This window comes from Frigoribacterium sp. 2-23 (assembly GCF_049601585.1).
GTDB lineage: Bacteria > Actinomycetota > Actinomycetes > Actinomycetales > Microbacteriaceae > Frigoribacterium.
Genome location: NZ_CP187126.1, coordinates 2,939,883 through 2,964,341, shown reverse-complemented (window position 1 = coordinate 2,964,341; position 24,459 = coordinate 2,939,883). Strand labels below are relative to the sequence as shown.

Sequence of the window (24,459 nt, the reverse complement as noted above, 5' to 3'; positions counted from 1 at the left end):
GTCGGGCCACTCCGAACTAAACCATGCGTACGTACACGTATTCCGTGCACACCGTGCACCGACCTCAGAGCGCCGCGATCGCCGCCGCGACGTCGGCCACGAGTGCGTCGACGTGCGCCGCGGTCGTGTCGAACGAGCACATCAGCCGCACCTCGCCGGTCGCCCGGTTCCAGTCGTAGAAGTGGTGCACGGCCCGGATCTGCTCGACGATCGGCAGCGGCAGCACCACGAAGACGCCGTTCGCCTCGACCCGCTGCGTGACGGTGACCCCGGGGAGGCGCGACAGGGCCCCCGCGAGCCGGGTCGCCATGGCATTGGCGTGCGTCGCGCTCTCGAGCCAGAGGTCGCCCTCGAGCAGGGCGACGAACTGCGCCGAGACGAAGCGCATCTTCGACGCGAGCTGCGCATCCATCTTGCGGATGTACGTCAGGCCCTCGGCGGCGCGCGGCGTCAGCGCGACGACCGACTCGCCGAGCACGAGGCCGTTCTTCGTGCCGCCGAACGACATCGAGTCGACGCCCGTCGCGCGGATCAGGTCGCCGAGGCTCGCCCCGGTCGACGCAGCCGCGTTGAAGATGCGCGCGCCGTCGACGTGCAGCACCATGCCGTGCGCGTGCGCCTGATCGGCCAGGGCCCGGATCTCGTCGGCCGTGTAGACCGTGCCGAGCTCGGTGCTCTCGGTGATCGAGACGGCCAGCGGCTGCGGTCGCTGCTGATCGCCCCAGCCGTACGCCTGCAGGGCGACCAGCTCGGGCGTCAGCTTTCCGTCGGGCGTCGGGACGGTGAGGAGCTTGAGGCCGCCCAGCCGCTCGGGCGCGCCTCCTTCGTCCGTATAGATATGAGCCGAGGAGGCGCAGATCACCGCGCCCCAGCGGGGGATCAGCGACTGGAGCGCGACGACGTTCGCCCCGGTGCCCGTCAACACAGGGTGGACGGTGGCACCGGCTCCGAAGTGCTGCTCGACGAGTTCGGAAAAGCGCCGGGTGTAGGGGTCGGCACCGTAGGAGGCGACGTGCCCGCCGTTCGCGTCGGCCAGGGCCTGGATGACGGCCGGATGGGCTCCCGCGTAGTTGTCGCTGGCGAACGTGTGGGCGGCGGCATCGTGCAACGTGGTCACGTCGTCCATCTTGGACCACGCCTGTAGGACAGGATGGAGCGATGGGCGGAGTGCTGATCGGATTCGGGATCATCGCGGTGGTGATCGCCGTCGGCTACGTCGTCGGACGCATCGACCTGCTCGGCCCGCACGGGCACACGGTGCTGTCGAAGCTCGTGTTCTTCGTGCTGACCCCCTGCCTGCTGTTCGTGACGATCTCGCAGGCCGACGTCCACGTGCTGTTCTCGCGCCTCCTCGTGGTGTCGGCGGCCGCGTCGCTCGCGGCCGGTGTCATCTCGATCGTCGTGTTGCGCTTCGTGCTCAAGCGGACGGCCGCCGAGACCGCGATCGGCACGATGGGCGGCGCCTACGTCAATGCGAACAACATCGGGCTGCCGGTCGCGACGTACGTGCTCGGCAGCGCGACGTTCGTGGCTCCGGTGCTGCTCTTCCAGCTGCTGATCGTCACGCCGATCGTGCTCACCGTGCTCGACACGAGCACGAACCGCGGCGGCTCGTTCTGGCGCACCGTCACGCGGCCGCTGACGAACCCGCTGCTGATCGGCTCGATGCTCGGCGTCGTCGTGGCGGTGACCGGGCTGCAGCTGCCGGCGCCGGTGCTCGAACCGTTCTCGCTGATCGGGGCGGCCGCCGTGCCCGTCGTGCTGATCTCGTTCGGCATGTCGCTGTCGGGATCGCGGCCGTTGCAGGCCGGGACGCACCGCATCGACGTGGCACTCGCGACCACGCTCAAGCTCGTCGTGATGCCCGTCGTCGCGTGGTTGCTCGGCGCGCTCGTCTTCCACTTCGACCGGCAGGAACTGTTCGTCGCCGTCGTGCTGGCCGGCCTGCCGAGCGCGCAGAACGTGTTCAACTACGCGCAGCGGTACGCGACGGGGGTCGTCGTCGCGCGGGACACGGTGCTGGTGACGACGGTGCTGTCGATCCCGGTGCTCGTGGTCGTGGCGGCGCTGCTGGCGTGACGGGGTCGGCCGCTCGCGTCAGAAGATCATCGGGCGGTCGTCGTCGAGCTCGGTCTCGAGGTCGAGGTCGACGACCACCGGCACGTGGTCGCTCGGCGCGTCGCCCTTGCGCTCGTTCCGATCGATGCGCGCGCTCGTGACGAGGTCGGCGAACGGCTGCGAGCCGAGGATGAAGTCGATGCGCATGCCCTCGTTCTTCGGGAACCGCAGCTGCTTGTAGTCCCAGTACGTGTAGCCCTCGGGGATGCGCGGACGCACGACGTCCTGCAGCCCGACCCGCTCGAACTCGGCGAACGCGTCGCGCTCGGGGGCGCTGACGTGCGTGTGGCCCTCGAAGACCGACATGTCCCAGACGTCGGTGTCGAGCGGGGCGACGTTCCAGTCGCCCATCAGGGCGAGCGGCTGGTCGGGCTTCTCCTCCAGCCACGTGCGCGTCTCGGCAGCGAGCTTGGCGAGCCAGTCGAGCTTGTACGTGTAATGCGGATCGGCGAGCTCACGACCGTTGGGGACGTAGAGGCTCCACAAGCGGACACCTTCGACGGTGACGCCGATGGCCCGTGCCTCCTTGGGGGCGTCCGCGCTCTCGATGCCCTTGGCGAAGCCGGGCTGCGTCGGGAACGTGATCTCGACGTCCTCCATCGGGAGGCGGCTGGCGAAGGCGACGCCGTTCCACTGGCTGAGGCCGTGCAGCTCGACCTCGTAGCCGGCGTCGCGGAACGCGTCGTACGGGAACTGCTCCGGCTTGCACTTGATCTCCTGCATGCCGACGACGTCGACGTCCTCGCGGACGAGCCAGTCGACGACGCGACCCGAACGGGCACGGATGGAGTTGACGTTCCAGGTGGCGACACGCATGGGTCCACGCTACCGAGGTCGAGCCTGCCGCCGCCCGGGTAGCGGCCCGCCGCCGCTCGGGGACCGTGGGTACGATGGTCGCCGTGACCGACGCACGCACGCAGCTCATCGACTTCATCAGCGCCGAGGCCGTCTTCCACGGCGACTTCACGCTCACGAGCGGGAAGAAGGCGAGCTATTACATCGATCTGCGCAAGGTGAGCCTCGACCACCGCGTCGCACCGCTGATCGGGCAGGTCATGGTCGACCTGATCAAGGACGTGCCCGACGTGTTCGCCGTCGGAGGCCTGACGATGGGCGCCGACCCGATCGCCTCGGCGGTGCTGCACCAGGGCGCCGCACGCGGAGAGACGTACGACGCCTTCGTCGTCCGCAAGGAGCCGAAGGATCACGGCCGGGGCAAGCAGGTCGAGGGCCCCGACCTCGAGGGCAAGCGCGTCATCGTGCTCGAGGACACGTCCACGACGGGCGGATCGCCCTTGGCCGCAGTGGAGGCGCTGCTCAAGGTCGGCGCGGAGATCGCGGCCGTCGCCGTGGTCGTCGACCGCTCGACCGGCGCCCGCGAGGTCATCGAGGCCGCGGGATACCCCTATTACGCAGCGATCTCGCTCGACGATCTCGGGTTGAAGCCGTGAGCGACGATCGTCGGCCGGACGACCACGACGCCGAGCCCGACGCGAGCGACTGGCTCGCGTCGCAGTTCGACGACGGGGACGACGCCGGCGATCGCGATGGAGACGCTGGCGCTGGCGCAGACGGCGCTGGCGCTGACGGCGCTGGCGCGGGCGGCGCTGGCGCGGGCGGCGCTGGCGCAGGCGGCGCTGGCGCGAGCGGCGCTGGCGCGGGCGGCGGGTCCGAGTCGGGCGCGGATGCGCCGACGCGTGCCTTGCCCGTGACGCGGGTCGTGCCGGAGCACGTGCCTGAACCGGCCGCACGGCCGGAGCCGGATACGGAGCCGGAGCCTGCTGCCGAGCCGGGGGCATCGCCCGAGTCGTCGCCCGTCGTCGTGCCCGATGCGCCGACCGGGGACGTGCCGCCGCCCCGCGCTTCGGGTCATCCGCTCGCCCTGGATCTCTCGGCGCTAGCCGGGAGCACACCCGAACCCGCCCCGGTCGAAACCGACCCCTCTGCTCCGGCCGAGTCCGAGCCGGCAGCCGACGAGCCCCCGTCGTTCACCGATTTGATCGCCGCGCCCGGTGCTCCTGCATCCCCGCCGCGCACCCCGGATTCGCCGCCGCCCGTCGTCGACGGAGCGAGCCCGTTCACCGCCCTCTTCACGCCCCCGTCCGTCGCCGACGCGTCGGAGTCGGACAGCGACGACGCTCCGGAGGCGCGGCTCGACGACGACGCCGGCCTCGATACCGAGACGCGCGCGTTCGAGGCGGTCGCTCCTGCTGGTGAGTCCGAGGAGGCGCGGGTCGACGATGACGCCGGCCTCGATACCGAGACGCGCGCGTTCGAGGCGGTCGCCGCTGCGGGTGAGCCCACCGATCCTGCTGCTGCGCCGGTGGGCGACGTTGCTGCGCCGTCCGAGTCTGAGCCCGCGGCGGAGCCCGCCCCTGCTGCGGAGCCGGCCCCTGCTGCGGAGCCGGCCCCTGCTGCGGAGCCGGCCCCCGCTGCGGAGCCGGAGCCTGATGTTGAGCCCCAGCCCGAGCCGGGTCCTCCGACCGACGCGGCCCCGGCGGGACCGTCGGACCCCTGGTGGGTCGAGGAGCATCGCGAGATGACCCGTCGCGAGCGCCGTCTCGCGGAGCAGGCTGCTGCCGCGGCCGGCGTTGCGGGTCTCGCGGCGGGCCCTTCGCCGGAGCCGGTGCCTGCGGTCGCGCCCGAGCCTGAGGCGTCGCCCGAGCCTGAGGCGTCGACCGAGCCTGAGGCGTCGACCGAGCCTGAGGCGTCGACCGAACCCGAGGTGACGACCGAACCCGACGAGACGCGAGCGGCGGACGCTGGCCACACGTCCGATGGAGCGACCAGACCGGATGTCGACGTACAGCCGGTAGCCGCGCCGCTTCCTGGGGCGTCCGGAGGCTGGCCGTTCGCGCCCAGCGGCCCGGGATTCGTACCGGCCGCGCCCCGCGACCACGAAGAAAGCGCCGGGACAGACCGCCCCGAGCCGACCTTCACCGAATTGATCGGCGTCGTGCGATCCGAGCCCGACGAGCCGTTCCGCCCCGAGCCGGCCTCGCCCCTGCGTCCGGAAGACCCTTTCCCGGAAAGCCTCCTGCGGTCTGAACCGCAGGAGCCCGAGGGAGGCGAGGCGTCTGGTGAGGACGCTCTGCGGTTCGAACCGCAGGAGCCCTCCGGTGCTGAGGAATTTGGTGAGGACACGCTGCGCTCTGAACCGCAGGAGCCCGAGGGAGGTGAGGCGTCCGGAGAGGACGTTCTGCGATCCGAACCGCAGGAGGCGGTTGAGGGGAGCGGGGTCGCGGGCGGTGACCGGGCTCCGGGACTGCAGGAGTTCGACGGCGACGAGGGGATACTGGCTTCGCTTCTGCGGCGTCGTGCTCAGGAAGCGGCTGCTGCTGCTGCTGCTGCTGCTGCTGCGGGTGCGGGTGCGGGTGCTGCGGCTGCGGGGGAGTCGGTTCTGCGGTCTGAACCACAGGAGCCCGAGAGTGGAGACGTCGTTCCGGGGGAGTCGGTTCTGCGGTCTGAACCACAGGAGCCCGAGAGTGGAGACATCGTTACGCGGGCGTCGGTTCTGCGGTCTGAACCACAGGAGCCGGAGGGCGAAGACGTCCTCCCGACGGAGCCGGATGCGGCGACTGGGCCGGCCGGCGTTCCCGATGCCGACGACGTTTCTGATGCCGACGACGTTCTCGATGCCGACGGCGCGGCGAGCGAGCGCGGCGACAACGACGCGACCGGTGCGGTCGAGGACGACGACGACCTCGACGGGATTGACGACCTCGACGAGAGCAACGGCCTCGACGAGAGCAACGGCCTCGAGGCTGACGGTTCGGAGCGCGACGACTCGGCTTCGCATGACGCCGACGTCGATCCCGACGGCGTCGACCCCGAAGACGTCGATCCCGATGATCTCGATGCGGATGAGCTCCGGGGGGACGCGCCGACGGCGGTGTTCGCCGCTCCGGTGAGTGCGGCGGCATCGCCGAGTGCGGGGGAGGCTGCCCCGACCGCTCCGCTGAGCGCCGCGACCCAGGCTCTTCCGGGCATCCTCGCGGCCGCGGACACCTCGGCAGCAGCGACCGCGGCACCGCGCGGCACCGGCACCGGCACCAGCGACACGAGCGTCACCGGTCCGACGCACACCATTCGCAGCGCCCCGAACACGGGTATCGCCGAGTGGCCGCTCAGTCGCAAGGTCCTGCTCGGGGTCGGCGCCGGGCTCGTCATCGTGTTGGCGCTCGTCGCGCTGTTCTTCCTCAGTCGGAGCCTGTTCTCGAACGACGGACTCCCTCCCGTGTCGGCACCCACGACGGGAGCCGCGACGACGGTCACGGCGGCGCCTCCCACCGCGGACGAGGCTGCAGCCGCCGAGGCCGCAGCCGAATCGGCAGCGGCGGCGGCAGGACCGCTCGCGGCCGGCGTGCACCCGTGGCAGGACCTGCAGGGCGGCGAGTGCTTCTCCTCCTACGAGAACGCGTGGCAGAAGCAGTACGACGTCGTCGACTGCGCCGCCGCGCACCCGGCCCAGCTCGCGTTCAAGGGCAGCCTGCCGGGCGATGCCGGCGGCGCCTACCCGGGTGCCGACTCCCTCCAGGGCGAGATGAACGCCCTCTGCTCGGCGACGACCGCCCTCGACCGCGGCGCCGCGGCGGCGTACTCCGACATCCAGTTCGCGGGCAGCTACCCCGCCACGGCCGACCAGTGGGCCACCGGCGACCGCACGTACTACTGCTTCGTGAGCCGCTCGAGCGGGCAGCCGCTCACGAGCAGCCTCGCTCCCGCCGCCGGCTGACGAGCCTCACCGTCTGGCCGGCCGGCTGGCCGGCCGGCCGGCTGGCCGGCCCGCTCGACCCAGCCCGCGCCTCCTACAGCTCGCTCTCGACCGGCTGCGCCCGCACGAGCTCGTGCACGCCCGACAGCGTCTCGTTCGGCCGGAACGGGTACCGATCGATCTCGGCCTGGTCGCTGATGCCGGTCATCACGAGGATCGTGTGCAGCCCCGCCTCGATGCCCGCCATGATGTCGGTGTCCATGCGGTCGCCGATCATCGCGGTGTTCTCGCTGTGCGCTCCGATGCGGTTCATCGCCGAGCGGAACATCATCGGGTTCGGCTTGCCGACCACGTAGGGCTTCTTGCCGGTCGCGGTCTCGATCATCGCGGCGATCGCGCCGGTCGCGGGCAGCACGCCCTCGGCGCTCGGGCCCGTCGCGTCGGGGTTCGTCACGATGAAGCGTGCCCCGCCGCGGATGAGCCGCACGGCCTTCGTGATCGCCTCGAACGAGTAGTTGCGTGTCTCGCCGACGACCACGTAGTCGGGGTTCGACTCGGTCATGATGAACCCGGCCTCGTGCAGGGCCGTCGTCATGCCGGCCTCGCCGATCACGAACGCGCTGCCGCCCGGCATCTGCGAGCGGCAGAAGTCGGCGGTCGCGAGCGCGGAGGTCCAGATGCGCTCCTCGGGCACATCGAGCCCCGACGCCCGCAGTCGGGCGCTCAGGTCACGCGGCGTGAAGATCGAGTTGTTCGTGAGCACGAGAAACGGGGTGCCCTCGTCGGTCCACTGCTGGATCAGCTCGGCGGCCCCCGGCAGCGCCGCGTTCTCGTGCACGAGCACGCCGTCCATGTCGGTCAACCAGCATTCGACGTCGTCACGATTACCCATGGGGCCACAGTACTGATCGAGGAGGCGCGGGTCGCGGATTCCGAGCGCCTACCCTGGTCGGGTGCCCCACCACGAGACCCCCGACGCGACGCCGACGCCCGAGCTCTCGACGCACGGCGTCGGACCGTGGCCCGGCGGCGAGGCCGCCTGGCCCGCCGAGCCGTGGTTCGACCGCGAGCTGCTGGCCCACGGCGACACCCGCAACGTCATCGATCGCTACCGCTACTGGTCGATGGAGGCGATCGTCGCCGACCTCGACGAGCACCGGCATCCCTTCCATGTCGCGATCGAGAACTGGCAGCACGACATGAACATCGGCTCGATCGTGCGCAGCGCCAACGCGTTCGCGGCCGACACGGTGCACATCATCGGCCGTCGCCGCTGGAACAAGCGCGGCGCGATGGTCACCGACCGCTACCAGCACGTGCTGCACCACCCCGACGTCGAGACGTTCGTGGCGTGGACCCGCGACCAGGGCCTCCCGGTCGTCGCGGTCGACAACGTCGAGGGCTCGGTCCCGGTCGAGACGTTCGACCTGCCGGAGCGCTGCGTCCTGCTGTTCGGCCAGGAGGGCCCCGGCCTGTCGCCCGAGGCGCTCGCCGCGTCGGAGGCGGTCGTCGAGATCGTGCAGTACGGCTCCACCCGCAGCATCAACGCCTCGGCCGCCGCCGCCGTCGTGATGCACGCGTGGGTGATGCAGCACCGCTACTGATACGGGGTACACGCGCGAAGACCCCCTGATCGAGGCACATGGTACGTCCCTGTCCGCTCTTCGGAGGACTCCGCGGGGTGAAAGGCGGGGTGAATTGGGGCGTCCAGCTTAAACGCAGACGGGGTACGGACAGAGGATGAGAGCGGACCTCGATTCTGGGAGATCAGGTCCCGGTACGGCATTCCTCGCGCGAGAGCGCGAACGGGTGGCCGTTGATCGCCGCGCGCGATCGCTTCACCCTGTGACACGAATGGATCAGCCGTGCCCCGTAATTCCGACGCTCGCACTCGCGGAGGCGACTCGACCCGTCGAGCCGAATCGACCGGCTCCGGTGTCTCGACCCGACGCAGCCTGACGGCCCGTCGTCGTGCCGCTCGTCACCGGGCACGCCGCAGCATGTGGCCGACGCCCCTGCGCGCGCTCGCCCTGGCACTCGCGTTCGTCGTCCCCGTCACCGGGCTGACCCTGATCGACCCGGCGACGCCCGCGCAGGCGGCCGTCGTGCAATGGGGTACACAGAACGGCACGGCGCCCAACTACCAGGCGACCGTCAACGGCGACTTCCTGACCGCCGGCAACGGCGTCCTGGCCTGCTCCGGCACGGCGCTCGCGAACACCAGCACGGCGGGCGACTGCAACGCGCTGCACGCGGAGACGACCACGTCGACGTCCAGTTACAACGACTTCTTCAAGATGATCAACAGCAACACGGTCACGGGCTTCACGAACAACTCGAGCACGGCGACGCTGACGATCCCCCAGGGCGCGACCGTCGCCAAGGCCTTCTTGAACTGGAGCGCCAACACCGGTGTCTTCGGCGGTGCCTCCGTCCCCACCTGCAGCCCGAACACGGGCAACAGCGCCACGAGCCCGTTCGCGGCCACCCGCCCGGACGCGGCCGAGGGCTACCGCAGCCAGGGCGTCCAGTTCAAGGTCGGCTCGGGAGCGATCCAGACCGTCGCGATCGGCGGCTCCGCCCTGGTCGACACGGCGACCACCGGCACGGCCCAGTACTACAGCGCCGGCGCCGACGTGACGAGCCTGTTCGCGAGCACGACGACGGGCAGCCAGCTCAGCATCTCGGCGGGCAACATCTGGACCGCCCAGGGCGCCGGCTGCTACGCCGGATGGTCGCTGCAGGTCATCTACGACTACGGCACGTACATCGCCGGCAACGCGAACAGCCTGCCGCACCGCGTCGTCTACTACGAGGGCCACGTCCGCGAGGCCCAGCAGGACGACCCGCTCACGGTCAGCTTCGACGGCTTCTCGGCCCTGACGACCGGCACCCGCCTCGGCTACACGCTGTTCGAGGGCGACCGCGGCATCACCGGCGACTACATGAGCTACAGCCGCGACAACGGGGGCACGTACACGCAGGTGCCGAACGCCGCCGGTGCGCAGAACAACATCGGCATCGGCCGGGCCGCGGGCTCCGTCCGCTACACGCAGACCCAGAACACCACGGCCTTCACCAACCAGAGCGTCGACGTCGGCACGGCCACGCTGTCGAACGTCGTCGCCGGCGACAGCAGCATCAAGCTGCAGATCGGCACGAGCGGCGACTCGTTCCTGCTGCGGAACGCCATCCTGTCGGTGCCCACCGGCGGCATCTCGGTCTCGAAGACCCTCGACGGCACGACGGGTACGCAGTACCGCACCGGCACCGAGAACACCTCGTACACGATCGTCGTCACGAACACCGGTTCGGTCACGCTGCAGAACGTCACGGTCACCGACCCCGACAACGCGGCCTGCACCCAGACGCTGACCGGCACGCTCGCCCCCGGCGCGAGTCGCACGATCACGTGCGCCGGCGCACCGCCGACCCAGCCCACGAGCCAGAGCTCCGTCACCGCGACGGCCCGGGTCGCGGGCAACACGACGATCACGGTCAGCGACACCTCGTCGACGACCGTGGTGCTCAGCCGCATCGCCCTGACCAAGTCGGGCGCGCTCGCCTCCGGTGCCACCGGCAAGGCCGGCGACACCGTCAACTACACGTTCACCGCGTCGAACACCGGTGGAGGCACGTTGACCGGTGTGAGCATCACCGACCCGCTCCAGGGGTTGTCGGCTCTCACCTACGGCAGCTGGCCGGGCGGCACCGCGGGCACGCTGCCCGCCGGAACGTCGGTCACCGCGACCGCGACGTACGTGCTGACCCAGGCGGACGTCGACCGCGGCTCGGTCGCGAACACGGCGTCGACGGTCGGCACCGACGCCGACGGCGGCCCGCAGCCCACCGCGACCGCCACGGCGAACACGACCGTGCCCGCCGCTCCCGCCCTCACGCTCTCGAAGACCGGCTCGCTCGCAGCCGGTGCCACGGGCCGGGTCGGCGACGTGACGACCTTCTCGTTCACCCTCCGCAACAGCGGCAACCAGACGATCACGAACGCGGCCATCACCGACACGATGGCGGGCCTCTCGTCCCTCAGCTACGGCACCTGGCCGAGCGGCACGGCCGGCACCCTCGCCCCGGGCCAGCAGGTCACGGCGACGGCGACGTACACGCTGAAGCAGGCCGACGTCGACAACGGCAGCGTCAAGAACAACGCGACCGCCGCGGGCCGCAGCCCGTCGGGGGCCGCGGTCTCGAGCAGCCCGGCCTCGGCGACCGTCACGGTCACGCCCGCCCCCGCGCTCAGCACGACCAAGTCGGGCGCGCTGCCGAGCGGCTCGACCGGCAAGGCCGGCGACGTCGTCACGTACACCTTCCGTCTGTCGAACACCGGCAACCAGACCCTCACGGGTGTCGCCGTCGCCGACCCGCTGTCGGGTCTCTCGGCCGTCACGTACGGCACCTGGCCGAGCGGCACGGCCGGCACCCTGCAGCCCGGCCAGACGGTCACAGCCACCGCGACGTACACCGTCACCCAGAACGACGTCGACGCCGGCTCGGTCGTCAACCGAGCGACCGGTTCGGGCAAGTCGCCCGCCGGCACCACCGTGCAGAGCTCGGCCCCCGCGACGGTCACCCTGAGCCAGGGCCCGGCCATCACGCTCGCCAAGTCGGGCGCCCTCGACGCGGGCTCGACCGGTAAGGCCGGCGACACCGTCACCTGGTCGTTCACCGCCCGCAACACCGGCAACGTGACGCTCAAGAACGTCGCCATCACCGACAACCTGGCCGGGGTCTCGGCCCTCTCGTACGGCACCTGGGCGAGCGGCACCACCGGCACCCTGGCGCCGGGCCAGTCGGTGACGGCCACCGCGACGTACCGTCTCACGCAGGCCGACGTCGACAACGCCTCCGTCACGAACACCGCGAGCGTCGCGGGCACGCCGCCGACCGGCAACGCCGTCAGCGGGTCCGCGACGGCCCGGGTCGACGTCTCGGCCGCGAGCAACATCGCACTGACCAAGACCGGCTCCCTCGCCAACGGCTCGACCGGCAAGGTCGGCGACACCGTGACCTGGTCGTTCCGCATCACGAACACCGGAGCCTCGACGCTCAACGGCGTCACGGTCGCCGACCGTCTCACCGGTATCTCGGCGCTCAGCTACACCTGGCCCGGCGCGACCGGCGTGCTCGCACCCGGCGCGGTCGCCACGGCCACCGCGACGTACGCCCTGACGCAGGCCGACGTGGACGCGGGCTCCGTCGTGAACACGGCCACCGCCTCCGGAACCCCCACCAACGGCTCCGCCGCCAGCTCGACCGCCGCCGCGACGGTGTCGGTCGCGCAGTCGCCCGCCGTCTCGATCGCGAAGTCGGGCGTGCTCGCCGCCGGCTCGACCGGTGTCGCCGGCGACACGGTGAACTACACGTTCGGCGTCCGCAACAGCGGCAACACGACGCTCACGAACGTCTCCGTCACCGACCCGCTGCCCGGTCTGTCGGCTGTCTCGTACGGCAGCTGGCCCGGTGCCACGGGCACGCTCGCGCCGGGCGCCCAGGTGACGGCGACCGCGAGCTACAAGCTGACCCAGAACGACGTCGACAAGGGCTCCGTCGCGAACACGGCCAGCGCCTCCGGCACGACGCCGGGCGGCTCCGTCGTGCGCGGCAGCTCGTCGGCGCTCGTGACCGTGACGCCGAACCCGGCCCTGGCGCTGACGAAGTCGTCGGCCCCGACAGCGGGCGGCACGGCGACCAAGGCGGGCGACCAGCTCACCTACACGTTCGTGTCCCGCAACACCGGCAACGTCACGCTGACCGGTGTCACGATCAGCGACCCGCACGCCGGTCTCTCGACGATCACGTACGGCACCTGGGCCAGCGGCACCGCGGGCACCCTCGCGCCCGGCCAGAGCATCACGGCGATCGCGACGTACACGCTGACGCAGGCCGACGTCGACTCCGGCAGCGTCGTCAACACGGCGTCCACGACCGGCACGACGCCGAGCCTCGGCACCGTCTCGGCCAACGCCTCCTCGACCCGGCCGATCACGCCCGCGGGCACGCTGTCGCTCGCCAAGACGGGTGCCCTCGCGAACGGCGCCACGGGCGTCGCGGGCGACACCGTGAACTACACGTTCACGGCCCGCAACACCGGCACGGTCACCCTCAACGGCGTCTCGATCAGCGACCCGCACGCGGGCCTCTCGGCGATCAGCTACGGAACGTGGGCGAGCGGCACGGCCGGCACCCTCGCGCCGGGCCAGAGCATCACGGCCACCGCCACGTACCGCCTGACCCAGGCCGATGTCGACGCCGGCAGCGTGCCGAACAGCGCGACCGTCGCCGGTCGCACGCCCGCCAACGCCGCCGTCAGCGCGACGGCCGGCAGCACCGTGACCGTCACGCCGAAGCCGGCGCTCACCGTCGCGAAGGCCGGCTCCCTGCCCGCCGGCTCGACCGGCGCCGCCGGTTCGGTCGTCAGCTATACGTTCCGACTCTCGAACACCGGCTCCGTGACGCTCACCCGCGTCGCGGTGACCGACCCGCTGCCCGGTCTCTCGGCGATCTCCTACGGCACCTGGCCGAGTGGCACCGCGGGCACCCTCGCCCCCGGCCAGACGGTCGTCGCGACGGCGAGCTACACCGTGACCCAGGCCGACGTCGACGCCGGCTCGATCGCGAACACGGCGACCGGCACGGGCACGACGCCCTCCGGTGACACGACGACCGGTCGCGGCGCCTCGAGCGTCCCGCTCGCCTCCGCCCCCGGTCTCGCACTGACCAAGTCGGTCGCCCCCGGCGCCGGAGCCGGCCGGACCGCCTACAGCGGCAAGGCGGGCGACACGCTCGTCTACACGTTCTCGGGCCAGAACACGGGCAACGTGACCCTGACGGCCGTCGGCATCACCGACCCGCTGCCCGGTCTCGGCACCATCGCCTACACCTGGCCGGGCACGGCCGGCACGCTGTCGCCGGGCCAGACCGTCCGCGGGACGGCCTCGTACACGCTGACCCAGGCCGACGTCGACGCCGGCTCCGTCGCGAACCGCGCGACCATCCGCGGCACCACCCCGAGCGGCACGTCGAGCACGGCGTCCGCGTCCGCGACGCAGGCGCTCGCCTCCTCGCCGTCGATCGCGCTCGTGAAGAGCGCCGTCATGGGCGGTACCGGAACCGTCGGCAGCCGCATCACGTACCGCTTCGACGTCAGCAACACGGGCAACGTCACCGTGTCGGGCGTCCAGGTCTCCGACCCGCTGCCGGGTCTCTCGGCCATCACGTACGGCACCTGGCCCGGCCCGGTGAGCGGCCAGCTCGCGCCCGGTCAGACCGTCCGCGCGACGGCGACCTACGTCATCACGCAGGCCGATGTCGACGCCGGCGCCGTGACCAACCGCGCCACCGCCACCGGCACCCCGCCGACCGGCCCGGCCGTCACCGCCACCGGCCAGGCGACCGTCTCGACGGCCGCCGGCTCGGCCGCGATCGACCTGGTCAAGACCGAGAAGCTCTCGGGCACCGCCACCGGTGTCGCCGGCGATCGCGTCGACTTCGGCTACACGATCACGAACACGGGCACGCTGACCCTCACGGGCGTCGCCCTGACCGACCAGCAGGCCGGCCTCTCGCCCTTCGCGTTCGGCACCTGGCCGAGCGGCACGGCGGGCACCCTGGCGCCCGGCCAGACCGTCTCGGTGTCGGCGAGCTACACGCTGACCCAGGCCGACGTGGACGCCGGCTCGATCTCGTCGTCGGCCCGGGCCACCGGTGTGCCGTCGCGCGGGGGACAGGTCTCGGACACGGACACCGGCTCGGTGCAGACCCAGCGCACCGCGAGCATGAACCTGGTCAAGACCGGCTCGGTCGATCAAGGAGGCACGGGTCGCGTCGGCGACACCGTCACCTTCGCGTTCTCGATGCAGAACACCGGCACCGTGACCGTCAGCGGCATCACGTTCTCCGACCCGTTGGCCGGCCTCGGCGCGCTCCAGTACAGCTGGCCCGCGACCCCGGGAAGGCTCGCACCGGGCCAGACGGTCACCGCGACGGCGGGCTACCGGATCACCCAGGCCGACGTCGACGCGGGCAGCGTCGTGAACTCGGCCCGCGCCTCCGGAACGGACCCGGCCGGCCAGCCGCTGTCCAGCACCGGCGTGGCCAGCGTGCCGACCGCGACGAGCGCTCCCTCGATCGACGTGTCGAAGTCGCAGACCGTGGCGAACCCCAGCGGTCCGAACGGCACGATCGTCGCCGGCGACCGCGTGACGTTCACGTACAGCGTGACGAACACCGGCAACACGACGCTGACCGGCACGACGCTGAGCGACCCGCAGACCGGCCTGTCGTCGATCACGTACGACGGCACGAACGGCGCCACCACGATCACGCTGGCCCCGGGCCAGACGGCGACCGCCTCGGCGTCGTACCGCCTCTCGCAGGGCGACATCGACGCGGGCGGCATCTCGTCCGACGTGACGGCCCGCGGCACGGCCCCGAGCGGCCAGGTCGTCACCGACACGGACAGCGACAGCACGAACATCTCGGCCAACGGGGCCATGACGTTCACGAAGCGCGCGGCGTTCTCGGCCGGGCAGACCGGCGCGGTCGGCGACACCGTCAACTACACGTTCCAGGTGCGCAACAGCGGCAACGTCACGCTCAGCCTGCTCGAGATCACCGACCCGCTGACCCAGGCGGGAATGACGGCGATCACGTTCGGCACCTGGCCCGGCGAGGTCGGCAAACTGGCCCCCGGGCAGCGCGTCATGGCGAACTCGACCTACACGGTCGCGCAGAAGGACGTCGACGCCGGCTCGATCGCGAACACGGCGACGGCGCACGCCGTGACCCCGGCGGGCGCTCCGGTCTCGATCACCGCGTCCGCGACCATCCCGACGGTGGCCCAGGCCCCGCAGATCGGCCTCGTCAAGAGCGAGGTGTTCGCCACGGGCGGCACCGGTCGCGTCGGCGACACCGTGCTGCTCGGCTTCGACGTCACCAACACCGGCAACACGACCCTGACCGGCGTCACGCTCGTCGACGGCCAGCCCGGTCTCTCGGCGATCCGCTTCGACGCGTGGCCGGGCGGCACCACCGGCACCCTCGGCGTCGGCCAGACCGTGCACGCCACGGCGAGCTACGTGCTGACCCAGGCCGACGTCGACGCCGGCTTCGTCTCGAGCCGCGCCGACACGCGCGGCACGCCCAGCAACGGAGGCGCGGCCGTCGCGGCCAGCGACCGGCGCACGCTCGTCGTGCCCCCGGCCCCCGACTACACGTTCACGAAGACGAGCGCGGTCGGCGGCGCGAAGGGCGTCGGCGACACCATCACGTACACGTTCCGGCTGCAGAACACCGGCAACGTCACACTGCGCTTCATCCAGGTGAGCGACCCGTTGCCCGGCCTCGGCATGCTCGTCTACACGTGGCCCGGCGCCACGGGCGAGCTCGCTCCCGGAGCGGTCGCGACGGCGACGTCCACCTACACGATCCGTCAGTCGGACGTCGACGCGGGCGGCGTGGTCAACAACGCCCAGGCCGTCGCGAGCCCCCCGACGGGCGACCCGGTGACGAAGACGGCCGGTGCCACCTCGGCGACCGCCGCCCAGACCCCGGCCATCGGCATCGTCAAGACCGAGCGCCTCGACAACGGCGACCGCGGCGTCGCGGGCGACGAGGTCCAGTTCGGCTACACGATCACGAACACGGGCAACGTCACGCTCAGCGGCATCACCCTGAACGACGCCCAGCCCGGCCTCTCGGGCTTCACCTACGGCACCTGGCCCTCGGCCGACACGGCGTCGCTGGCACCCGGGCAGTCGGTCACCGCGACGGCGACCTACGTGCTGACCCAGGCCGACGTCGACGCGGGCGGTATCTCGTCCGGTGTGACGACGACGGGCACCCAGGTCAAGCAGGGTGCCCCGTCCGTCACCGTCGACGCCTCCGACACCGGTTCGGTGACGACCACGCGCGACAACGAGGTCACCGTCGCCAAGCGCGCCACCGCGCCGGGCGGCGGCACCCCCGACGCCGTGGCCGTGGGCGACGTGATCCGCTACGTCATCTCGACGACGAACACGGGCACCACGACGCTCACCCAGATCACGCTCGCCGACTCGCTGCCGGGTCTCGGCGACGTGACGTTCGGTGCCTACCCGACCACCCAGGGCACGCTGCTGCCGGGTGAGACCGTCGACGCGACGGCCGATTACACGGTCAGGCAGTCCGACGTCGACGCGGGCTCCGTCACCAACACGGCCACCGTCCGCGCGACGCCGCCGGCCGGCTCGGGCGACCCCGTCACCGACTCCGACAGCGTCACGGTCGTGGCCGCCACCGGCGTCCCGCAGATCCGGATCGACAAGCAGGAGGCGCTGGCCGCGGGCGCCACGGGCGTCGCGGGCGACACGGTGCGCTTCTCGTACACCGTCACCAACACCGGCAACGTCACCCTGACCGGCGTGACCGTCGTCGACGGCCAGCCCCGCGTCTCGGCCGCCGCGTTCGGTCCCTGGCCCGGCGGCACCCCCGGCACGCTCGCGCCCGGTCGCAGCGTCACGGCCACCGCGTCGTACACGCTGACCCAGGCCGACGTCGACGCGGGCCGCATCGGCTCGACCGCCACCACGCGCGGTCTGCCGCCGACCGGTGCGCGGGTCGCGGACACGTCCGACGGCTCCGTCGAGATCGCGCAGCGTCCGAGCCTCGCCGTCGACAAGGTCGGCACCATCGCGAACGGCGCCAGCGGCGTCGTCGGCGACCGCATCGACTACACGTTCGAGGTCGTCAACACCGGCAACGTCACCCTCAACCTGCTCAAGGTCGAGGACGCGCTCAAGGGCGTCGGCGCCGTCCGCTTCGGCGAGTGGCCCGGCCCCGTCGGCCAGATCGAGCCGGGCGAGAGCGTCATGGCGACGGCCTCGTACACGATCACGCAGGGCGACGTCGACTCCGGCGCGGTCATCAACCAGGCGATCGCGATCGCGACGCCGCCCTCGGGCGACCCGGTCACGGCGACCGACGTCAGCGTCGTCCCGCTCGCCCAGACCGTGCCGTCGATCCGCCTGCAGAAGACCGAGGCGCTGACCCCGGGTGCCGCCGGCGTCGCGGGCGACACCGTCGCGTTCTCGTACACGGTCACGAACACCGGCACCTCGACGCTCACGGGCGTCGGCGTCGTCGACGACCAGGCCGGGCTCTCCGCCATCGCCTACGGCACCTGGCCGACCGGCACGGCGGGCACGCTCGCGCCCGGCCAGTCCGTGACCGCGACGGCGACGTACGTGCTCACGCAGGCCGACGTCGACGCGGGCTCCGTCGCGTCGCCGGCCCGCACCTCCGGAACGGACCCGCAGGGTCTCGTCGTCTCCGACTCCGCGCAGGGCCGGGTCGCGTTGACCGCGCCGGCCGGCGTCTCGCTCGACAAGAACGGCGCCTACGCCTCCGGAGGCGCGGGTGCGGTGGGCGACACCGTCACGTACACGTTCGTGGTCGCCAACACCGGCCAGGTGACGGTCGCGGGCGTCACGGTCACCGACCCGCTGCCCGGCCTCGGCGCGCTCTCGTACGCCTGGCCCGGTGCCGCCGGCTCGCTCGCGCCCGGTCAGACCGTGACGGCGACGGCGACCTACACGGTCACGCAACAGGACGTCGACGCCGGCTCGATCGCGAACCTCGCGGACGTCCAGGCGACGCCGGCCCGCGGCGACACGGTGCGTGCGTCGGACGCGAACACCGTGCCGACGACCTCGGGTCGACCGACCGTCGGCATCACGAAGACCGCGGCGCTCGCGCCCGGCGCCGTCGGCAAGGCCGGCGACACCGTGCAGCTGTCGTACGTCGTCACGAACACGGGCAACCAGACGCTGACCGGCGTCTCGCTGGCCGACGAGCAGGTCGGCGCCACGGCTCCCGTCTTCGGGGCGTTCCCGAGCGGCACGGTCGGCCGGCTCAACCCCGGCCAGAGCGTCACGGCCACGACGACGTACGTGCTCACGCAGGGCGACGTCGACCGTCACGGCATCTCGTCGATCGCCACGACGACCGGCACGGGCCCCGGCGGCACGACCGTCCAGGCGTCCGCCACGGCCGGCGTCTCGATCGCCGAGGTCCGCGACATGTCGTTCAGCAAGCGCGGCGCGCTGTCCGCCGGGTCGACCGGTCAGGCGGGCCAGGGGCTCGACTACACGTTCCAGGTGCGCAACACCGGCAACGTGACGCTCAGCCTGCTCGACATCGACGACCAGCTGCCCGGTCTGTCCGACGTCACGTTCGACCGCTGGCCCGGCCAGATCGGCGTGCTGGCACCGGGCGAGCGCGTCATGGGGCGTGCCTCGTACACGATCAAGCAGGCCGACGTCGACGCGGGCTCCGTGCAGAACACGGCCACCGCCTCCGCCGTCTCTCCCGACGGCACCGTCGTCGAGCGCACCGCCACCACGGCCGTCGCGACGGCCGCGCAGGGTCCTCGCATCGGCATCGTCAAGGAGGCCGACCTGGCCGCCGGCAGCACGGGTCGCGCCGGTGACACGGTCGAGTACTCGTTCGTCGTGACGAACTCGGGCAACGTGACGCTCACGGGCATCACGCTCGGCGACGACCAGACCGCGCTGAGCGACATCCGCTTCGGCGCCTGGCCCGGCCAGACGGGGCAGCTCGCCCCCGGTCAGACCGTCTCGGCGACCGCGACGCACGTGCTGACGCAGGCCGACGTCGACCGCGGCTTCGTCATCTCGACGGCGACGACGACGGGCACCTCGCCCGCCCCGGTGCAGACCGTCCAGGCGTCCGACGAGAAGACCGTCGTGATCGTGCCGCAGTCGTCGCTGACGTTCGACAAGAGCGTCACCCCGACCTCGGGTGTCAAGGTCGGCGACACCCTGGCCTACACGTTCTCGATGACCAACACGGGCAGCACCACGCTGTCGGGCGTCGTGTTCGACGACCAGCTCGTCGGGCTCTCGCCGGTGACGGTCGCGACCTGGCCGAGCGGCACCGCCGGCGTGGTCTCGCCCGGCCAGACCGTCGTGGGCACCGCCACGTACACGGTCACGCAGAACGACGCCGACAGCGGCTCGATCGTGAACGCCGCGAGCGTCACGGCGAGCCCGCCGACGGGTGCCCCGCTCTCGCGGACCGACACGGCGACCGTGCAGGCCGCGCCGACGCAGGCCGCGATCGGCATCGTCAAGACCGCCGTGCTCGCGACCGGTGCGACGGGCGTCGCGGGCGACACCGTGAACTTCTCGTACCTGATCACGAACACGGGCACGTCGACGCTGACCGGGGTCACCGTGACCGACGCGCAGACCGGTGTCTCCGGCCTCGCGTTCGGCCCGTGGCCGAGCCCGGTCAACCGCCTGACGCCGGGCCAGAGCGTCACGGCCTCCGCGACGTACGTGCTCACGCAGGCCGACGTCGACGCCGGGTTCCAGTCGTCGCCGGCCCGCACCACGGCGACCTCCGCCGACGGCAGCTCCGTCTCGGACGACGCCTCCGACACCGTCGAGCTGCGCCGCGTCGCGGCCGCGACGTTCGACAAGGCGGCGGCGTACGTCGACGGTGCCGCGGGTCGCCTCGGCGACACCGTGCGCTACACCTTCGTCGTGGCCAACACGGGAACCGTGACGCTGACGGGTGTCGGCGTCACCGACCCGCTGCCCGGTCTCGGCGACATCGTCTTCGGCGCCTGGCCGGCGACCACCGGTGTGCTCGAGCCCGGTCAGAGGGTCTCGGCCACCGCCGACTACACGGTCACGCAGGGCGACGTCGACAGCGGCTCGATCGTCAACACGGCACGCCTCGACGCCTCCGGCCCCGCCGGCTCGGGCGACCCGGTCGTGCGCACCGACTCGGCGAGTCTCGCGACCGCGCAGACGGCCCCGGCGATCACGCTCGCGAAGAGCGAGCAGCTGGCGGCCGGTGCGACCGGTGTCGCGGGCGACACGGTCGTGCTGCGCTACACGGTCACGAACACCGGCGACACGACGCTGACCGGCGTCACGGTGAGCGACGACCAGGCGCGCGTCGGCGCGATGACCTACGGCGACTGGCCCGGCACGGCCGGCACGCTCGCCCCCGGTCAGAGCGTCACGGCGCAGACGACGTACGTGCTGACCCAGACCGACGTCGACCGCGGCTCCGTCACGTCGCGCGGCTCGGTCGTCGGCACGCCGCCCACCGGCACGGCCGTCACGGCGTCCGACGTGCAGGGCGTGACCCTGTCCGCCAGCTCGACGCTCGCACTCGAGAAGACCGGTGCGCTCGCGCCCGGTGACACCGGTGCACGCGGCGACCAGATCCTGTTCGGGTTCACCGTCACGAACACCGGCTCGGTGACCCTGTCGAACGTCGCGATCGCCGATCGACTCAACGGTGTCTCGGCCGTGCAGTTCGGCACCTGGCCGGGCGCCGAGGGTGTCCTCGCCCCGGGCCAGATCGTGACCGCCACGGCGACCTACACGATCACCCAGGCCGACGTGGACCGCACGCGGGTCACGAACCAGGCGACCGCCTCGGCGACGAACCCGTTCGGCGCCTCGATCACGGGCGACGCGCAGACCACGGTGCAGACCATCGCCTCCGGCCCGCGCATCGGCATCGTCAAGACGATCGCCCTCGCGCCGGGTGCGACGGGCGTCGCGGGTGACACCGTCGACTACACGTTCGACGTCACGAACACGGGCAACGTGTCCCTGACCGGGATCGGCGTCACCGACGCGCAGCAGGGCCTCGGCCCGGTCACCCCGGGCACGGGCGTCACGCTCGCCCCCGGCGAGACGCAGCGCTTCACGGCGACGTACACGCTGACCCAGGCCGACGTCGACGCGGGACGCCTGTCGAGCACGGCGACGACCACCGGCACCGCCCCCGACGGCCGCTCCGTGCAGGCGGACGACGCGCGCGCCCTCGTCATCGCTGCGGCACCCGCCCTGCGTCTCGACAAGTCGGCCCGCTACGCCGCCGGCGACACCGGTGCCGTGGGCGACACGGTCGAGTACACGTTCGTCCTGAGCAACACGGGCACCGTCACGCTGACCGACGTCGCCGTCGCCGACCCGCTGCCCGGTCTGTCGACCATCGCCTACGCCGGTGGCCGAACACTCGCGCCGAACAGCACGGTCGTCGCCACGGCGACGTACGTCCTGACCCAGGCCGACGTCGACGCGGGCTCCGTCGTGAACACGGCCAGCGCCTCCGGGACCCCGCCCACCGGCGCCCCGGCGAGCGCGAGCGCCAGCGCGTCGATCGCCACCGCGACGACCGTGCCCGCGATCGGCGTCACCAAGACGCAGGTGTTGGCCGACGGTGCGCGCGGTGTCGCGGGCGACACCGTCGCGTACACGTTCACCGTGACGAACACGGGCGACAGCACGCTGCGCGGCGTCACGGTGGCCGACGCCCAGGCCGGACTCGGCCCGGTCGTGTTCGGCCCGTGGCCCGGCCCGGTCGGCGAGCTCGCTCCCGGCCAGTCGGTCACCGCGACCGCGTCGTACACGCTCACCCAGGGCGACGTCGACGCCGCCGCGGCGGGCACCCCGCTGCAGTCGGTCGTGACCGCCACCGGTACCTCGCCGGCCGGCGCGGACGTCTCGGCCACCGCCTCCGGGTCCACGCCCCTCGCCGCGACAGCCGCACTCGTCGTGACGAAGTCGGGTGCCGTGGCCGACGGCCGGGCGGGCACGGCCGGAGACACCGTCACGTGGTCGTTCAGCCTGCGCAACACGGGCGACGTCACGCTGACCGGTGTCGCGCTGACCGACACCCTGCCGGGGCTCTCCGCCATCGCGTACGGCGTCTGGCCGACCGCCGACGGCCGCCTCGCCCCGGGCGAGACGGTCGCGGCGACGGCGACGTCGACGATCACGCAGGCCGACGTCGACGCGGGCTCCGTGATGAACACCGCCACCGCGAACGGCACCGACCCCCGAGGAGGCGCGGTGACGGACGACGCGCAGGCGACGGTCCGCACCGCCCCGGCCACGCCCGCCATCGCCGTCGAGAAGTCGCAGCAGCTCGTCCCCGGCGCCAGCGGCAAGGCCGGAGACGTCGTGACGTTCCGCTACGTCGTGCGGAACACCGGTTCGGTGACCCTCCGCAACGTCACCCTGATCGACCAGCAGCCCGGCATCTCCGCCATCACGTTCGGTGCCTGGCCCGGCGAGACCGGCGTGCTCGAGCCCGGTCAGAGCGTCACGGCGACGGCGACCTACGTGCTGACGCAGTCCGACGTCGACAACGGCATCGTGTCGTCCCCGGTCACCGCCGTGGGCCAGTCGCCCTCGGGCGGGTCGGTCGACGCCGTCGACACGGCCGCCGTCGTCCTGCCCGACTCGGGCTCGATCGCGCTGACCAAGACGGGTGAGATCGTCGCCCCGGGCACCGGAGCCGCCGGCGACACCGTGCGCTTCACCTTCGGTGTCGTCAACACGGGCGACGTGACGCTGAGCGGTGTCGCGATCGCCGACGAACTGCCGGGTCTGTCGGCGCTCACGTACGGCACGTGGCCCGCCGGCGAGGGCGTGCTCGCGCCGGGCGCGCGGGTCACCGCGAGCGCCGACTACACGCTCACCCAGGCGGACGTCGACACCGGGTACGTGACCAACACGGCCACCGTCACCGGTCGCACGCCCGCCGGCGAGCTGCGCGGCGACGCGGCGTCGACCACGGTGACCGTGGTGCCCCGTGCCTCCGTCGAGATCACGAAGACGGTCGCCTACGCGCCCGGTACCAACGGCAGAGTCGGAGATCGACTCGACTACGGTTTCATCGTGGTCAACACCGGAACAGTCACGCTCACCGGCGTCCGCGTCGAGGACGCGCTGCCCGGGCTGAGCGCCGTCACCTACGGTGCCTGGCCGACCGAGCCCGGCGTGCTCGCGCCCGGGCAGCGGGTCACCGCCTCGGCGACCTACACGGTCACCGCGGCCGACGTCGCCGCCGGCAAGGTCACCAACACCGCCACCGCGATCGCGGTCGGCAGCGACCCGGCACCGGTCCAGCCGGTCCGCGACGACCACACCGTCACCATCACCACCCATGTCCCGACACTGGCCTTCACCGGCTCGGACGCAGGCTCGCCCGCGCTCGCCGGTCTGCTGCTGCTCGTGTTCGGGTTCGGTCTGGCCCTCACCGGCCGGGGCCGCGCACGAAAGAGAGAACACTGATGAGCGTCCGCTCCCGCCTCGCCCTGATCACGATCGGGGCGGCACTCACCGCCACCGCCCTCGCCGGCTGCACGGGCGACGGCTCGACCGACGCCACGCCGACGCCCTCGGCGACGACGTCGACCGCCGAGACACCCGCGGTCACCGACATCACCGACAACCCGGGCTCGGCCGCCGACTTCACCGGCGCCCTCGCCGACACGAAGCAGACGACCTGCGAACTGTCCGGAGGCGCGTGGAACGTCGCAGGCACCGTCACCAACCCGACGGAGTCGGCCCAGCACTACCGCATCTACGTCTCGCTGAACAACGAGTCGCAGGAGACGCGCGGGCTGAAGCAGGTCGACGTCGAGAGCGTCGCCGCCGGAGCCACCGCCGACTGGTCGACGACCATCGAGACGGGCGAGAAGAACCTCAGCTGCGTGCTGCGCGTCGAGCGGTTCGCGGCCTGATCACGACCTGACGCAACCGACCGGGGAGGACGACAGCGGATTCGCAGAGGGAGGC

Annotated in this window: 10 protein-coding genes; 6 read left to right on the top strand and 4 right to left on the bottom strand. The window is 72.2% G+C overall.

Going from position 1 to position 24,459, the window contains the following annotated elements; all coding sequences use genetic code 11:
- Positions 1 to 64 precede the first annotated feature (64 nt).
- Positions 65 to 1,117 carry a threonine aldolase family protein gene (locus ACPEEZ_RS13875; protein ID WP_423920245.1) on the bottom strand — a complete coding sequence of 351 codons (1,053 nt, stop codon included), beginning with the start codon at positions 1,115 to 1,117 and terminating at the stop codon, positions 65 to 67.
- Positions 1,118 to 1,158: 41 nt separating this feature from the next.
- Here ACPEEZ_RS13875 and ACPEEZ_RS13870 point away from each other — a divergent pair, with 41 nt between their 5' ends.
- A complete protein-coding gene (locus tag ACPEEZ_RS13870; protein WP_423920242.1) occupies positions 1,159 to 2,079 on the top strand; it encodes an AEC family transporter in 921 nt (306 codons plus the stop codon).
- Positions 2,080 to 2,097: 18 nt separating this feature from the next.
- Here the strand turns inward: ACPEEZ_RS13870 and ACPEEZ_RS13865 are convergent, their stop codons facing one another.
- Entirely contained in the window at positions 2,098 to 2,934 is an 837-nt protein-coding gene (locus tag ACPEEZ_RS13865) for an exodeoxyribonuclease III (protein WP_423920240.1), read from the bottom strand.
- An 83-nt stretch (positions 2,935 to 3,017) separates the two neighbouring features.
- Here ACPEEZ_RS13865 and pyrE point away from each other — a divergent pair, with 83 nt between their 5' ends.
- Complete coding sequence (pyrE, locus tag ACPEEZ_RS13860) at positions 3,018 to 3,569, top strand: orotate phosphoribosyltransferase (RefSeq protein WP_423920237.1); 552 nt, start codon at positions 3,018 to 3,020, stop codon at positions 3,567 to 3,569.
- Here pyrE and ACPEEZ_RS13855 read toward each other — a convergent pair.
- Positions 3,527 to 3,850, bottom strand: coding sequence for a hypothetical protein (locus ACPEEZ_RS13855; RefSeq protein WP_423920234.1), 324 nt, complete (start codon positions 3,848 to 3,850; stop codon positions 3,527 to 3,529). The genes pyrE and ACPEEZ_RS13855 overlap by 43 nt on opposite strands.
- Between ACPEEZ_RS13855 and ACPEEZ_RS13850 the strand changes: the two genes are divergently transcribed.
- Positions 3,851 to 6,853, top strand: coding sequence for a hypothetical protein (locus tag ACPEEZ_RS13850; RefSeq protein ID WP_423920231.1), 3,003 nt, complete (start codon positions 3,851 to 3,853; stop codon positions 6,851 to 6,853). It abuts the gene before it with no gap.
- Between the two features lie 73 nt (positions 6,854 to 6,926).
- On the opposite strand, the gene ACPEEZ_RS13845 is transcribed toward ACPEEZ_RS13850, so the two are convergent.
- Positions 6,927 to 7,724, bottom strand: a complete 798-nt coding sequence (locus tag ACPEEZ_RS13845) for an HAD-IIA family hydrolase (protein WP_423920228.1) — start codon at positions 7,722 to 7,724, stop codon at positions 6,927 to 6,929.
- 61 nt (positions 7,725 to 7,785) lie between these two features.
- Here ACPEEZ_RS13845 and ACPEEZ_RS13840 point away from each other — a divergent pair, with 61 nt between their 5' ends.
- The 3 genes from ACPEEZ_RS13840 (at position 7,786) to ACPEEZ_RS13830 (ending at position 24,404) form a co-directional block, all read left to right on the top strand.
- A complete protein-coding gene (locus tag ACPEEZ_RS13840) occupies positions 7,786 to 8,436 on the top strand; it encodes a TrmH family RNA methyltransferase (protein ID WP_423920225.1) in 651 nt (216 codons plus the stop codon).
- 261 nt (positions 8,437 to 8,697) lie between these two features.
- Positions 8,698 to 23,952, top strand: a complete 15,255-nt coding sequence (locus ACPEEZ_RS13835) for a beta strand repeat-containing protein (RefSeq protein WP_423920222.1) — start codon at positions 8,698 to 8,700, stop codon at positions 23,950 to 23,952.
- Complete coding sequence (locus ACPEEZ_RS13830) at positions 23,952 to 24,404, top strand: hypothetical protein (RefSeq protein ID WP_423920220.1); 453 nt, start codon at positions 23,952 to 23,954, stop codon at positions 24,402 to 24,404. Before ACPEEZ_RS13835 ends, ACPEEZ_RS13830 begins: the two co-directional genes overlap by 1 nt.
- Positions 24,405 to 24,459: the final 55 nt, after the last annotated feature.